General features: G+C 53.2%; 14 protein-coding genes. 4 read left to right on the top strand and 10 right to left on the bottom strand.

Annotated elements, in window-relative coordinates:
• Positions 1 to 211: 211 nt before the first annotated feature.
• On the top strand, positions 212 to 646 hold the full coding sequence (locus tag E1N14_RS12365; RefSeq protein ID WP_044734627.1) for a DUF4826 family protein: 435 nt from the start codon (positions 212 to 214) through the stop codon (positions 644 to 646).
• Between the two features lie 128 nt (positions 647 to 774).
• Here the strand turns inward: E1N14_RS12365 and E1N14_RS12360 are convergent, their stop codons facing one another.
• The 6 genes from E1N14_RS12360 to E1N14_RS12335 form a co-directional block, all read right to left on the bottom strand.
• Positions 775 to 1,917: a ribosomal protein uL16 3-hydroxylase gene (locus E1N14_RS12360; RefSeq protein ID WP_025011182.1), complete on the bottom strand. Its 1,143-nt coding sequence runs from the start codon at positions 1,915 to 1,917 to the stop codon at positions 775 to 777.
• Between the two features lie 123 nt (positions 1,918 to 2,040).
• Positions 2,041 to 3,411, bottom strand: coding sequence for an adenylosuccinate lyase (gene purB, locus E1N14_RS12355; protein ID WP_062793912.1), 1,371 nt, complete (start codon positions 3,409 to 3,411; stop codon positions 2,041 to 2,043).
• Between the two features lie 28 nt (positions 3,412 to 3,439).
• Positions 3,440 to 4,057, bottom strand: coding sequence for a high frequency lysogenization protein HflD (hflD, locus tag E1N14_RS12350; protein WP_025011181.1), 618 nt, complete (start codon positions 4,055 to 4,057; stop codon positions 3,440 to 3,442).
• Positions 4,058 to 4,060: 3 nt separating this feature from the next.
• Positions 4,061 to 5,176 carry a tRNA 2-thiouridine(34) synthase MnmA gene (mnmA, locus tag E1N14_RS12345; protein WP_028781431.1) on the bottom strand — a complete coding sequence of 372 codons (1,116 nt, stop codon included), beginning with the start codon at positions 5,174 to 5,176 and terminating at the stop codon, positions 4,061 to 4,063.
• A gap of 167 nt (positions 5,177 to 5,343) precedes the next feature.
• Complete coding sequence (locus E1N14_RS12340) at positions 5,344 to 5,796, bottom strand: NUDIX hydrolase (protein ID WP_025011180.1); 453 nt, start codon at positions 5,794 to 5,796, stop codon at positions 5,344 to 5,346.
• Positions 5,789 to 6,619, bottom strand: coding sequence for a pseudouridine synthase (locus E1N14_RS12335; protein ID WP_025011179.1), 831 nt, complete (start codon positions 6,617 to 6,619; stop codon positions 5,789 to 5,791). The genes E1N14_RS12340 and E1N14_RS12335 overlap by 8 nt, the downstream gene beginning before the upstream one ends.
• 324 nt (positions 6,620 to 6,943) lie before the next feature.
• Here E1N14_RS12335 and E1N14_RS12330 point away from each other — a divergent pair, with 324 nt between their 5' ends.
• Positions 6,944 to 9,169: an NADP-dependent isocitrate dehydrogenase gene (locus tag E1N14_RS12330; protein WP_062793768.1), complete on the top strand. Its 2,226-nt coding sequence runs from the start codon at positions 6,944 to 6,946 to the stop codon at positions 9,167 to 9,169.
• Between the two features lie 99 nt (positions 9,170 to 9,268).
• Here the strand turns inward: E1N14_RS12330 and cspD are convergent, their stop codons facing one another.
• Positions 9,269 to 9,475, bottom strand: a complete 207-nt coding sequence (cspD, locus tag E1N14_RS12325) for a cold shock domain-containing protein CspD (protein WP_025011178.1) — start codon at positions 9,473 to 9,475, stop codon at positions 9,269 to 9,271.
• Positions 9,476 to 9,871: 396 nt separating this feature from the next.
• On the opposite strand from cspD, the gene clpS reads away from it, so the two are divergent.
• Entirely contained in the window at positions 9,872 to 10,180 is a 309-nt protein-coding gene (clpS, locus tag E1N14_RS12320; RefSeq protein WP_025011177.1) for an ATP-dependent Clp protease adapter ClpS, read from the top strand.
• A 34-nt stretch (positions 10,181 to 10,214) separates the two neighbouring features.
• Positions 10,215 to 12,473, top strand: coding sequence for an ATP-dependent Clp protease ATP-binding subunit ClpA (gene clpA / locus E1N14_RS12315; RefSeq protein ID WP_045283861.1), 2,259 nt, complete (start codon positions 10,215 to 10,217; stop codon positions 12,471 to 12,473).
• 191 nt (positions 12,474 to 12,664) lie between these two features.
• Here clpA and infA read toward each other — a convergent pair whose 3' ends face one another.
• From infA to aat, 3 genes are all read right to left on the bottom strand, one after another.
• Positions 12,665 to 12,883 (bottom strand): translation initiation factor IF-1, encoded by a 219-nt coding sequence (infA, locus tag E1N14_RS12310; protein WP_005500725.1) that lies wholly within the window; start codon positions 12,881 to 12,883, stop codon positions 12,665 to 12,667.
• A gap of 80 nt (positions 12,884 to 12,963) precedes the next feature.
• Positions 12,964 to 13,674, bottom strand: a complete 711-nt coding sequence (locus E1N14_RS12305) for an arginyltransferase (RefSeq protein WP_025011175.1) — start codon at positions 13,672 to 13,674, stop codon at positions 12,964 to 12,966.
• Positions 13,664 to 14,374, bottom strand: coding sequence for a leucyl/phenylalanyl-tRNA--protein transferase (gene aat, locus E1N14_RS12300; RefSeq protein ID WP_025011174.1), 711 nt, complete (start codon positions 14,372 to 14,374; stop codon positions 13,664 to 13,666). The genes E1N14_RS12305 and aat overlap by 11 nt, the downstream gene beginning before the upstream one ends.
• Positions 14,375 to 14,383: the final 9 nt, after the last annotated feature.

The raw sequence follows: 14,383 nt of genomic DNA, 5'->3' as shown, positions 1-14,383 counted from the left end.
CTCTCAACAAAGCTGATGAGCAGAATATTTGTGATCTATCTGGCAATTTTGCTTTCCACCTTACGTTAACGTAAAGCTGGTTGAAAACTGAAGTCAGCCACCCATAGTCGTCTCATTATGGGGTGGTACTGAAAAAGCCGGCCAGAGGCTTAGTTGAACAGATACAGAATATAAAAACACAATAAAAACAAACAAGAAGAAAGGAAAGTTTATGACTGAACAGACAAGTACACCGCCCAACGCCGAACAGCAGGAAGCCTTGCGCCAGGCTTGGGTGCGTGAACAGTTCCAGAAAGCCAATAAATTTCTTGCAGAGAAAGGGGTGATCCCCAGCAAAGTGGTACCGGCGGAAAGCCGTTATCTGGCGCCTTATGTAGCCATGTGGAAAATCGAATCCAAACAGCCCAGCCACAAGACCTATTGGGTGATGTCCGGTGACTTGCCTTCTGACTATGTTGATGTCAGCGTAGCAGCCACTGCTCGCGAAGCCTTGCGTCACTTTTCGCTGACCTGGCAGCTCAAGGCCGAGAACCTGGTGCAATCTGGGGCGACCAAAGACCCTACCCAGGCCAAGTTCGCCCAGTTGCTGGTTTCCAGAGCCGAGAGCCTATACAAGATCCAGGAAGACGATAAACTCTGGGGCTGATAACCCTAGAGCAAACAAAAAAAGCAGCCGTAGGCTGCTTTTTTAGTGTCTGAGCTGTGTCTGGCCAAGCCAAGTGAGAGTCTGAATAAGGGTTCTCAAACCTCGGCTTTAGCAGTAGGGTAGTCGGCTCATTCCTCGTCACTGAGATAGCAATAACCCTTTTCCAAAAGTTCGCACAGCAGCAATGCCACGGCATCATCCTGAAGCAGTGACTCAAGATCTTCGCCGCTGATGCTGGTGTGATTGGCAATAAGCTGCGCCTGCTTTTCACTGCCTTGCGGCAATTCAAAAGCTTCACCATTGATGAACAGTCGGCAGTTGGGATCGTCTTCCAGCATGAGAATTTTAAGCCCACCTATGCGCTTGAATACAGCGCCTTCGGCCGCGGCTTCAATGAGTTCCTCGGTACCCATAGGCTCACCCTGGCAAATATCCAGTTCAAAGCGGTTCTGACTCAGCAACTTGCCAAGCACGCCCTGATAATAGTCAGGGTTTTCAGTCAGCTCTTTCAGCAGCGCCATCATCCCCTGTTGCTGGCTCTTGGCGATCAGCGCAGGTTGCCCGGCTTCTTCACTCGAAGTGAAGCGTTTGTGGCCGAGATCCTGATCCAGCATAAAGTCGGCCATTTCGCTGATAAGCTCTTGCTGGCTCGGTGCCCGGAAGCCTACCGAGTAGGACAGTGCCAGGGTCAGGGTTTCGCCCCTGTGGGGAAAACCGGGCGGAATATACAACATATCGCCGGGCTCCAGCACTGTATCTATGATGGGCTCAAAGTCTTCAATCAAAGGGGTATTGGGGTTATTGCCGCGCTTGGCGTATTGACCCTTGGCACCCACTGTCCAGCGCCTGCGCCCCTCGCCTTGAATGATAAAGACATCATAGTTGTCGATATGGGGGCCGACACCGCCACCCGGCGTGGCAAAGGACACCATTAGGTCATCAAAGCGCCAGTCCGGCAGGAAACGGAAGGCTTCCACCAGACCCTGTGAGTCCGGATACCAGTGGTTGACGGCCTGTACCAGCAGTTGCCAGTTTTCTTCACCGAACTTGTCATAGTCTTCAAATGGGCCTGAGATCACTTCCCAGTCCTGCCCCTTGGTGATTACTACCCGTGAGGAGATCTCCTCTTCACAGGCGAGGCCCGCCAGCTCATCGGCGGCGATAGGATCGACAAAGTCCTTGAAGGCTTGTCTGATCACCTTGGGTTGTTGCTGCCACACCTCTTTAACAAAGGCATCTCTGTCTAGAGTCAGCTGGTAAGTGTTCGTCATCTGTTATCCAATCCATAAACTGTTTCAATGGCCAGTCAGTTATCCCGCTTGCAACGGCATAAACCCCGGGGAGAAAAAAGGCGGTACTGGAAACCAGTACCGCCCGTGACAGCCAAGAGGCTATCAGTTCAAATCATCGACAAAGGTTTCGGCGCGGCCTATGTAGTTGGCCGGCGTCAGTTGCTTGAGTTCGTGTTTCACGTTCTCAGGCAGCTCCAGACCGTCGATAAAGGCTGCCAGCTGCTGACCATCGATACGCTTGCCACGGGTCAGCTCCTTGAGCTTCTCGTAAGGCTTTTCGATGCCATAGCGGCGCATGACTGTCTGTACCGGCTCGGCCAGCACTTCCCAGTTGTGATCCAGTTCATCGCGTAGGTGCGCCTCGTTGACTTCCAGCTTACTGACACCCTTGAGTGTGGCCTGGTAGGCGATCAGCGAGTGGGCGATACCCACACCCAGGTTACGCAGTACTGTGGAGTCGGTCAGATCGCGCTGCCAGCGGGAAACCGGCAGTTTACTGGCCAGATGCTGCATCAGGGCGTTGGCTATGCCCAGGTTACCTTCCGAGTTTTCAAAGTCGATAGGGTTAACCTTGTGCGGCATGGTGGATGAGCCGATTTCACCGGCCACAGTCTTCTGCTTGAAGTGACCCAGGGCGATATAACCCCAGATATCACGGTCAAAATCAATCAGCACGGTATTGAAACGGGCCACGGCATCGAACAGCTCGGCAATATAGTCGTGCGGTTCAATCTGAGTGGTGTAGGGGTTCCAGTTCAGCCCCAGGCTGGTGACAAAGCGCTGTGACAGCTCATGCCAGTTAACTTCTGGGTAGGCCGACAGGTGAGCGTTGTAGTTACCCACGGCGCCGTTGATCTTACCCATGATCTCAACCGCTTCAATTTGTTTGAGTTGGCGTTCGAGACGTACGGCAACGTTGGCCATCTCTTTACCCAGAGTCGAAGGCGAGGCGGGTTGGCCATGAGTACGGGACATCAGAGGCACAGTCTTGTAACGTCTGGCCAGCTCTTTAACGGCATCGACCAGCTTCTGGCAGTATGGCAGCAGTACCTGTTCACGGGCTTCGGTCAGCATCAGGCCGTGGGACAGGTTGTTGATGTCCTCACTGGTGCAGGCAAAGTGCACGAACTCGCCTATGGCGGCCAGCTCGGCATTGTCGGCGATTTTTTCCTTGATGAAGTATTCCACCGCCTTAACGTCATGGTTGGTGGTGGCTTCGATGGTTTTGACTCTCAGGGCATCGGCTTCGCTGAAGTTATCGCGAATATTGTCCAGCAATGCCAGAGCTTCTTCACTGAAGGGGGGGACTTCTTCGATTTCAGGGCAGCTGGAAAGCAGTTTCAGCCAGTTGATTTCGACCTGAACACGATACTTGGTAAGACCGTACTCGCTGAATATCCCCCGAAGTTCGGCGGTTTTACTACCATAACGCCCGTCTACCGGTGAGATAGCAGTCAGTGCGGAAAGATCCATTATAAGCTCCTTGATGAACTTGGCTTTATTATAGGGTGAGGCTTTTTTTAGCTGTATCGACGATCGCCTTGCGGGCAAACACCAGATGTCTGCGTTTGCCGCCGAGTTGACGCCAGAGTACGGCACTGCGCATTGCTGCCAGCAACAAGGCGCGTATTTTATGTTGGACCAGTGGCCGCTGCAGTATGTTGGGGTTGCCCGAAATCTGGATCTTGGGCCCCAAATTACTGATGATATCGCTGTAGATGCTGGCCAGGTTGGCGATAACCTGCTCGTCGGTTATGGCAAAGTGGCTCAATTGGCGATGCACCTGATTGATGCGCTCAGACAGCATCCCCAGAGCCGCCTGGTTGCGGCTCAGCTTGCGCTCCAGCGCCAGAATGCCAACCAGATAGCGGGTGATTTCCACATCTTTCTGGGCGCTGTCACCCAGTTGGTTGATAATCCACTTGTAGCCGTTGGCCAGCACGACTTTGTCGGGATAGATCTCATCGATATTCTCGGGATCTGTCACCATAATGCCATCGAGTGCCGCAGCCAACTGCTGCGGATCGCTTTCCCCGTGGCGGGCTAGGTATTGCACCTGGGCGATAGCCTGCAATATGCCGGCAAATGCCATAGTGCGGTCATGCAATTGCTCGCTCAATGATTACTCCCTAATCAGGGTTTCTATGATGCCGCCACCCAGGCAGACTTCACCGTCGTAGAATACTGCCGACTGCCCTGGCGTGACTGCCGCCACAGGTTCGTCGAAGATCACTCTCAGTTCATCGTCACCCTGGACATAAACAGTGCAGGGGATATCCTGCTGGCGATAACGGGTCTTGACCGTGATCTTGGCGCCATCGGCCGGGCCTTGTCTGTCTACCCAGTGCAGCTGCCTGGCCGTGAGGCCAACCGACATGAGTCTCGGATGCTGGCCGCCTTGGGCGACAACCAATACATTACGTTTCAGATCTTTGTCGACCACATACCAGGGATTGTCGTTACTGTTTTTCATGCCGCCAATTCCAAGGCCCTTGCGCTGGCCCAGAGTGTGGTACATCAGCCCTTGATGCTCGCCTATCACTTCACCGTCGACACTCTCGATTTTGCCCGGTTGCGCGGGCAGATAAGTGCCAAGGAATTCAGTAAACTTGCGCTCACCGATAAAACAGATACCTGTGCTGTCTTTCTTGTTGAAGGTGACCAGCCCTTGCTCTTCGGCGATGCGGCGAACTTCGGGTTTTTCCAGTTCACCTACAGGGAACAGGCTGCGAGCCACCTGTTGGTGACTCAAGGTGTAGAGGAAGTAGCTCTGATCCTTGTTGCCATCTATGCCGCGAAGCAGCTGGGTTTTACCGTCGGTATCACGGCGGCGCACATAGTGGCCCATGGCGATATAGTCGGCATCGAGAATGTCATCGGCAAACTCAAGGAAGGCTTTGAACTTGATCTCCTTGTTGCACATGATGTCCGGGTTAGGCGTGCGTCCCGCCTTGTACTCGGCCAGAAAATACTCGAACACATTGTCCCAGTATTCGGCGGCAAAGTTGACCGTGTGCAACTTGATGCCCAGCTTGTCACAGACAGCCTGGGCATCTTTTAAATCTTCGGCGGCAGAGCAATATTCGTCGGTGTCATCTTCTTCCCAGTTCTTCATGAACAGGCCTTCTACCTGATAGCCCTGCTGGAGCAGCAGATAGGCTGAAACAGATGAGTCGACACCGCCGGACATGCCGACAATGACTTTTTTTCCTGATGCATTGGGAGTGTTAGCTGTCATAGATCCTAAACCCGTTGAATTCATTCATGAACGCCCGAAAAGAGAACTGCTGCTTGTGCCCGGTTGTGGCAGGCCGTTATTGGCGCGACGCGGGGGTGGACAAACAGCCATAAGGCGCTCAGTTTCTGCGGGGGCGTATTCTATCACGCCTTGGTGCCCAGAGCTAATCACAACAGCTCGCTATTGAGCAAAGATAACGGCAGCCGTTGTCCCTGCAAATAGCTCTCCAGTGTGGCGCTGACCAAGGGGCTGCGAAGCTTGGATCCCAAGGCCGTGATTTCATCCATGCTCAACCAATGGGCGGCCTTGATGGCGACGTCCAACGGCTTGGCACTCTGACACTTGACCAGGCGAGCACAGAAGGTGAAACGTAAAAAGGCCAGCTCTTTGGAAGCACTGAACTGATCTATCCGCACCAGGGCTTCAGGGGTGACAGTCAGGCCGGTTTCTTCGAGCACCTCGCGGCGACAGGCGTCGATAAGGCTTTCATTTGCTTCCAGGTGACCGGCCGGTTGGTTAAATTTCTGTTGGCCGTCAATCAACTCCTCGACCAGCAGAAAACGCTTCTCTGCCTCAATAATGCAGGCCACTGTTACATTGGGGCGATAACGTTCAGTCATGGAGAAGCTCCTTAATCGCCGCCTCAGAAAGAGTACGATATTCACCGGGTTGCAGGCATTGCCCTTGCTCGGTATCCAGGCTGAGATCGCCTATGGCATAACGTATCAATCTTAAAGTGGGAAACCCGACATGGGCTGTCATCCTTCGTACCTGACGATTGCGCCCTTCGCGGATACAGATCTCCAGCCAAGTGGTGGGGATATTGCGCCGCTCACGAATGGGCGGATTACGTGGCCACAAAGATTCGGGTTGTTGCAGTAGCCGGACTTTTGCAGGTAGGGTGGGGCCATCTTTCAACTCAATTCCCTCACGTAAGGCTTGAATCGCGGTGTCATCGACATCGCCTTCCACCTGTACCCAGTAGGTCTTGAAGGTGTGCTTGTTGGGTTGGGTCAGCTTGGCCTGCAACTGACCGTTATTGGTGAGCAGTAACAGACCCTCGCTGTCTCTGTCCAGGCGGCCGGCGGCATAGATACCGGCGATGGGCAGTAGATCTTTGAGCGTGCGTCGTCCGCCTTCATCGGTAAACTGGCATAACACATCGAAGGGTTTGTTGAGCAGCACCACCTGGGTTTCTGCAACCGAGAGTGGTGGTACTTTTGGCCGGGGTTTTTGAGGACCAGGGCGCTTTTTATTCAGGCCCTGTCTCTTGTTATTGGGGCTTTTGTTATTAGGACTCTTGCTACTGGAACTCTTGCTGTTGGGGCTTGGTTTGGTGGAACGCTGACTCTTCTCTCGGCCAAACTCTTTACCGTCAGGGCCCTTGGGGTGACTGGGCTGGCGTTTGGGTTTACGTCTTGGTTGGGAGGCTGGCGAATTCATTGAGATATCCTGGCTGCTTGAGCCGCGTGCTCTGACCATTTGGGAGTGATATGCCTGAGTGTAACACCTATGTCCGGTTTGGCGGCGACACGGGGTTGTGACTTTTGGCAGAGTGTACCTGCCACTCGCCTATAGTGGAATTTGAATCTTGGCCGGAATGCTCTATGATGTTCGCCAAATTGTGATCTACAACCAATTTTTACGCCCATAACACGATAGACATAGATTACCGACTGTAGCGGTATCCAGGGCGAAAGAGGCAAGGAAATTAAAGAATAACAACACTTATAACAACTCATTTTTATAAAAAGCGTAGGACTGAAAATGACTGATAAAACCCCCACTATCATCTATACGCAGACAGATGAAGCGCCGGCTCTGGCGACCTTATCTCTACTGCCTATCATCAAAACCTTTACTCAGGCAGCCGGCATCAATGTCGAAACCCGTGATATTTCTCTCTCCGGCCGTGTGATTGCCTCCTTCCCCGAGCGTCTGACCGAAGCGCAGCGCATCGGCGATCATCTGGCTGAGCTTGGTGAGCTGGCAACCCAGCCCGAAGCTAATATTATCAAACTGCCCAATATCAGTGCCTCCATTCCTCAGCTGCAGGCTTGTATCAAAGAGCTGCAGGCCAAGGGCTATGATTTGCCTGATTATCTGGCCGAAGCCAAAACCGATGAAGAACGGGAAATCAAGGCCCGTTATGACAAGATCAAAGGCAGTGCGGTAAACCCTGTGCTGCGTGAAGGGAACTCAGATCGCCGCGCCCCGACTTCGGTCAAGAACTATGCCCGTAAGCACCCGCATTCAATGGGGGCCTGGAGCAAGGACTCCAAATCTCATGTGGCCCATATGCAACAAGGGGATTTCTACGGCAGCGAACAGTCCGTTACCCTCAAAGAGGCCGATACTGTCAGCATAGTGCTGGAGCAAGATGATGGCGGCCAACTGGTGCTCAAGCAAGGGCTTAAGTTGCTGGCCGGTGAAATCATAGATGCGGCCGTTATGAGCAAGCGTGAACTGACCGCCTTCTTCGAGCGCGAAATTGAAGCCGCCCGCAAGGAAGATGTACTGCTGTCACTGCACCTGAAAGCCACCATGATGAAAGTGTCCGATCCTATTATGTTCGGCCATGCGGTGAAGGTGTTCTACAAAGATGTATTCGCCAAACACGGTGAAACTTTGCGTGAGCTGGGTGTGGACGTCAACAATGGTCTGGGTGACGTCTATGCCAAGATAGCCAAGTTGCCGGCCGAGCAGAAAGCGGCCATTGAAGCCGATATCGCCGCCGTCTACCAGAGCCGCCCTGAGCTGGCGATGGTGAACTCAGACAAGGGCATCACCAACCTTCACGTGCCAAGTGATGTGATTATCGATGCTTCCATGCCTGCCGCTATCCGCTCCAGCGGCCAGATGTGGGGCCCGGATGGCCAGTTGAAAGATACCAAGGCGCTGATCCCGGATCGTTGCTACGCCGGTGTTTACCAGGAAACCATCAGTTTCTGTAAGGAACATGGCGCCTTCGACCCTGCAACCATGGGCAGCGTGCCAAACGTGGGTCTGATGGCACAGAAGGCCGAAGAGTACGGCAGCCATGACAAGACCTTTGAAATCCCTGCGGCCGGTACGGTTAAAGTACTGGACAAGGACGGCAATCTGCTTATGTCTCATGCCGTTGAAGCCGGTGATATCTGGCGCATGTGCCAGGTAAAAGATGCACCTATCCGTGACTGGGTCAAGCTGGCCGTACGCCGTGCAAGACTGACCAACACCCCAGCGGTATTCTGGCTGGATGAAAACCGTGCCCACGATGCCCAAGTGATCGCCAAAGTGAAGGCCTACCTGCCTGAGCACGATACCGATGGGCTTGAGTTGCATATCATGTCACCTGAAAAGGCGGCCCGTTTCTCCCTTGAGCGTATTAAAGCCGGTAAGGACACGATTTCGGTAACAGGCAACGTGCTGCGTGACTACCTCACCGACTTGTTCCCTATCCTTGAGTTGGGTACCAGTGCCAAGATGCTGTCAATCGTCCCGCTGATGAACGGTGGCGGTCTGTTCGAAACGGGTGCCGGTGGCAGTGCGCCCAAGCATGTACAGCAGTTTGAAGAGGAAAACCACCTGCGTTGGGATTCTCTGGGCGAGTTCCTGGCGTTGGGAGCCTCACTCGAGCACCTAAGCCAGACGACAGCCAATGCCAAGGCACAGGTGATGGCTGATTGCCTGGATCAGGCGATAGGGCAGTTCCTGGATAACAACAAGTCACCATCCCGTAAGGTGGGGCAGTTGGATAACCGCGGCAGTCATTACTTCCTGGCACAGTACTGGGCCAGCGCGCTGGCCAAGCAGGACAAGGATGTCGAGCTGAAAGCTTATTTTGCACCTCTGGCCGAAGGCTTGGTGGCTGCTGAAGAGCAGATAGTGGCTGAACTCAATGGTGCTCAGGGGGCCGCCGTTGAACTGGGTGGCTACTACAAGCTGGATCCTGTTAAAGCCGAGCAGGCTATGCGCCCAAGTGCCAGCCTGAATCGTCTTCTGAGCGCTTGATACTGAAAGCTGAATGAGGGAGCTCTCCCTCATTCAATTGCCAAACAGGCATTAAAAAGGCGGGGATGACCCCGCCTTTTTTCATCTCTGTTCACCCGGTTATTTAACTGGAGAGATAGCTGAGGCATGCATACCTTTTGGGCCCTTCTCAACTTGAAATTCAACAGGTTGGCCTGCTTTTAGAGTTCTGTAGCCTTCCATTTCAATGGTTGAATAGTGCGCAAAAACATCCTCACCACCTTCATCAGGGCAGATAAACCCGAATCCTTTGGCGTTGTTGAACCATTTAACAGTTCCGCTTGCCATACTTCCACTTCCTTCTATTGTCTGCTTCCCAGTAAGATAGTAAAACTTTTGAGCGCTTTAGCAGGCGCTCAGATAACAGAATGTAAGCAGTGTTGCTGGATGTCAAGCTTAAGTTAACAAAAAAACAACATTGTATTTGTTGCTGTGCGTATACGGTTTTGCCATGGTGGCACTTTATCGGTAATGCCTACGTCGGACACCTTAGGTTTATTCTCGGCGTATATGTTTTAACCGATTGAAAAATAAGCATGAGTTGGAAACGCCTTAGACAAGCGCCGCCGCGCCAGAGTATAGTGTGACAAAGGGCAATACCGCCCAGGGCCCGCCAAGCAGTACTTTGAGACATGGCCGGGCGTAGTGTTGGTAGAAGCCAAGTTGAGAGGCTAATATTGAATCATGGGTAAGACTGGACAGATAGAACGTGTGGAGGAAGGGGTTGAGCAGGAACTGCAACCACCTCCAATGTATAAAGTGATTCTGAACAACGATGACTATACCCCAATGGACTTTGTTGTGGAGGTACTGCAGCTGTTCTTTCGCAAGAATGAACAGGAAGCCACAGACATTATGTTGACCATACATCATCAGGGAAAAGCGGTTTGCGGCGTTTACCCGTTCGGGATAGCCGAAACCAAAGTGGTTCAGGTGAATCAGTTTGCAAGACAAAACCAACATCCGTTACTGTGTTCGTTAGAGGAAGCTTAACCAGCCTGTCTCTGTAGTTTTTTAGGGGGTGCGTATGCTGAACAAAGATCTTGAAGTGACCTTGAACCTGGCATTCCAACAAGCCAGAGATGCCCGTCACGAATATATGACGGTTGAGCACCTACTGCTGGCGCTGACCGATAACCCCGCCGCAAGGGATGCCTTGCTCGCCTGTGGCGCCAATATCGACCGACTCAAGGAGGAGGTCGCCAACTTTATTACCCAGACCACACCCATTATCAGCGATCCCGATGATGAACGTGAGACTCAGCCGACACTGGGTTTCCAGCGGGTGCTGCAACGGGCAGTGTTTCATGTGCAGTCGTCAGGCCGCAATGAGGTGACCGGTGCCAACGTGCTGGTGGCCATTTTCAGTGAGCAGGAGTCCCAGGCGGTTTATCTGCTGCGCCGTTACGATATTACCCGCCTGGATGTGGTGAATTATATTTCTCACGGCTTTGCCAAGAACGATGAGGCCGATGCTCCGGGATCGCAGGAAAGCCTGGAAGATCAATCCGAAGCCACAGAAGAGCGCAGCATGCTGGCTCAGTTTGCCAGTAATCTCAATGAGATGGCCAAGCAGGGCAAGATAGATCCGCTTATCGGCCGCGATAACGAAATTGAACGCTCGATTCAAATTCTTTGCCGTCGCCGCAAGAATAACCCGCTGCTGGTGGGCGAGGCCGGCGTCGGAAAGACTGCCATCGCCGAAGGTTTGGCCTATCGGATAGTCAATGAGTCTGTGCCTGAGGTGATAAGCGAAGCGACCGTCTACTCTCTGGATCTCGGCGCGCTGTTGGCCGGCACCAAGTATCGCGGCGACTTCGAGAAACGCTTCAAGAGCCTACTCAAGGAGTTAACAGCGGATCAGAATGCGATTCTGTTCATCGATGAAATCCACACCATTATCGGTGCCGGCGCGGCATCCGGTGGGGTGATGGATGCATCCAACCTGCTCAAGCCCTTGCTCTCCAGCGGTAATCTGCGCTGTATGGGGTCCACTACTTTTCAGGAGTATCAAAGTATTTTTGAGAAGGACAGGGCACTGGCGCGGCGCTTCCAGAAGGTGGACATTCACGAGCCTTCGGTGGCCGAAACCACCAAGATACTTCAGGGGCTCAAGAGCCGTTACGAAGAACATCATGGGGTGCGTTATACCCTGGCAGCCTTGGCTTGTGCCGCCAGCCTATCGGATAAGCATATCAACGACAGACATCTGCCGGACAAGGCTATCGATGTGATCGACGAAGCGGGGGCGCGGATGGCGATGATGCCACAGAGCAAACGTAAGAAAACCGTGGGTCAGAGCGAGATTGAAACCATTATCGCCAAGATGGCCAGGATCCCGGAAAAAACAGTGACTTCTTCCGAGAAGGACTTGCTGAAAAACCTGGAACGCAACCTGAAGATGGTGGTGTTCGGTCAGGACAAGGCGATAGAGAGCCTCAGCGCGGCGATTCGGCTGGCACGCAGTGGTCTTGGCAATGAAAACAAACCTGTGGGGAGCTTCCTGTTTGCCGGCCCAACCGGGGTGGGTAAGACAGAGGTGACCAACCAGTTGGCGGCTTGCCTCGGGCTCAAGCTTATCCGCTTCGATATGTCCGAATATATGGAAAGCCATACTGTGTCGCGTTTGATTGGCGCGCCTCCGGGGTATGTCGGCTACGATCAGGGTGGTTTGCTGACCGATGCCGTGATCAAGACGCCTCACTGTGTGGTGCTGCTCGATGAAATCGAAAAGGCGCATCCGGATATCTATAACCTGCTGCTGCAGGTAATGGATCACGGTACTTTGACCGATAACAATGGGCGTAAGGCGGATTTCCGCAACGTGACCCTGGTGATGACCACCAATGCCGGGGTGCAGGAAACTGTGCGTAAGTCCATTGGCTTCAAACAGCAGGATCACAGCCAGGATGCGATGTCGGAGATCAATAAGGTGTTCTCGCCCGAGTTTCGCAACCGACTCGACTCCATTATCTGGTTCAACCATCTGGATATGACCATTATCGCCAAGGTGGTGGACAAGTTCCTGGTCGAGCTGCAGGCACAGTTGGATCAGAAAGGGGTGACGCTGGAAGTCAGTGATGAAGCCAGAACCTTGCTGGCCGAGAAGGGTTACGACAAGACCATGGGGGCCAGACCTATGGCCAGAGTGGTCAAGGATCTCCTGAAACGGCCGCTGGCCGATGAAATCCTGTTTGGTAAACTTGAGTCCGGTGGCATCGCCCATGTGGATGTCAAAGATGGCGAACTGGAAATCAACACGGAAGCGCCGGAGAAGATCTCCTGAGAAGCTAAGTCGAAACAAAAAAATGGCTGCCACTGGCAGCCATTTTTATTCTGAATCCTGACCCTTATCCGACACATTGATGTCTGGATAGACAACGGCAGGCCAGGTGCGCCTGCTGCGCAGTGGGTCGCCCCCATGGGCTCACCAGCAAAAAAACCGGCACAGCCGGCTTTTGAGAAATAACTGGGATCTTAGCGTGAGCGGAAGACGATGCGGCCTTTGCTCAAGTCGTATGGAGTCAGCTGCACAGTGACCTTGTCACCGGTCAGGATTCGGATGTAGTTTTTACGCATTTTACCGGAAATGTGAGCAGTCACAACGTGACCGTTTTCCAGTTCAACCCGAAACATTGTATTTGGCAAGGTTTCAAGGATAGTCCCTTGCATCTCAATGTTGTCTTCTTTCGCCATTAATCAGTTATCCCGTTAGCCTCGAATGTAAAAAACCGCCGTATCATGCCGCAAATTACAGCGGCTGTAAAGGGGAGGCCTCAGTGATTGTCGCTTTTCTGCCAGCCCTGAACGCCGAGGATCTCATAGGGGCGGTACAGTCGCTTGTAACCCATTTTGTCGTGGTTATCTATTTGATATCCCAAATAGAGAAACGATTTCGACATCAATTTGCCCAGGCGGCATTGCAGCAGTACCAGCAAGATCCCGAGGGAGCGGTCGCTGTAGTCCGGGTCGAAGTAGCTGTAGATGGCTGACAGGCTCTGGGGCAGGAGATCTGTCACCGCCACGGCAACCAGTCGCTGACCATGCCAAAGTTCGATAAACACCGGGCTGAGCCACTCACAGGCGAGAAAATGACGGTACTGCTCTTCGCTCGGAGGATACATGGGGCCGTCACTGTGGCGGGCACAGATATAACGCTCATAGAGGGGATAGTGAGCCGGGGTTTCCTCGGTCACAATCCTAAAGTGCAGGTCACGGTTTTTGGCCAGGGTGCGTTTTTGTCTTTTGGACAGGCGAAATTCATCCAGGGGAACTCGGATGGGCTGACAAGCGTTGCAGTGGGGACAACGGGGCTTGTAGATGGCGCTGCCACTGCGGCGAAACCCCAGTGCCAACAGGCGCTCAAACAGTGACAAGTCCAGCTCATCTTCCTGGATCACCAATAACTGCTCCTGTTGTCCGCTCAGGTAGCTGCAGGCAAAGGGTTGGCTGAGGCCTATGGCAATGGCATGGTTATCAGAGTTCAAGTTTGACCTCGTCGGTTTGCCAGCAATCCCTGGCAAGACTACCGTCCCTGAATTGTTTCAAGAGTGCGAGAAAATCTTTACGCTTTAAACTTTTGGCTCCGAGGCTCTCAAGGTGCGGATTCATCACCTGGGCATCGATAAGCCTGAAACCCTGCTTGAGTGCATATTGGTGCAGGGCGATAAAGGCCGCCTTGGAGGCGTTGGTTTTACGGTGGAACATGGACTCGCCACAGAACACCTGACCCACGGCCAGGCCATACAGGCCACCTATCAGGCGACCATTGTCCCAGACCTCGAAGGAGTGGGCATGACCCAGGTGGTGCAGCTCCTGGTAGGCCAGACGTATCTCTCCGGTTATCCAGGTGCCGGGCTGATCTTTTCGCGGCATGGCGCAACCGGCCATCACATCGGCAAAGGCTCGGTCGATGCTGAAAGTCCAATCCTGTTTTTTCAAATACTTGCGTAGACTACGGGAGATATTGATGCTGCCAGGAACAAAGACGGCGCGGGGATCCGGAGACCACCAGAGAATGGGGTCATGGGTATTGAACCAGGGGAAAATGCCCTCGTAATAGGCGTTGAGTAACCGCCTGGGATGCAGGTCGCCGCCAATGGCCAATAGGCCGTTGGGATCCGTCAACGCCAGCTCAGGCGACGGGAAAGGATCCAACTCATGATTTAAGAAAGACAGTAGGTTCACAATTGCGTA

The sequence above is a fragment of the Shewanella algae genome (assembly GCF_009183365.2).
Classification (GTDB): Bacteria; Pseudomonadota; Gammaproteobacteria; order Enterobacterales; family Shewanellaceae; genus Shewanella; species Shewanella algae.
Note: the sequence above shows the minus strand (reverse complement) of the source record. Positions and strands in the feature narration are given on the sequence as shown.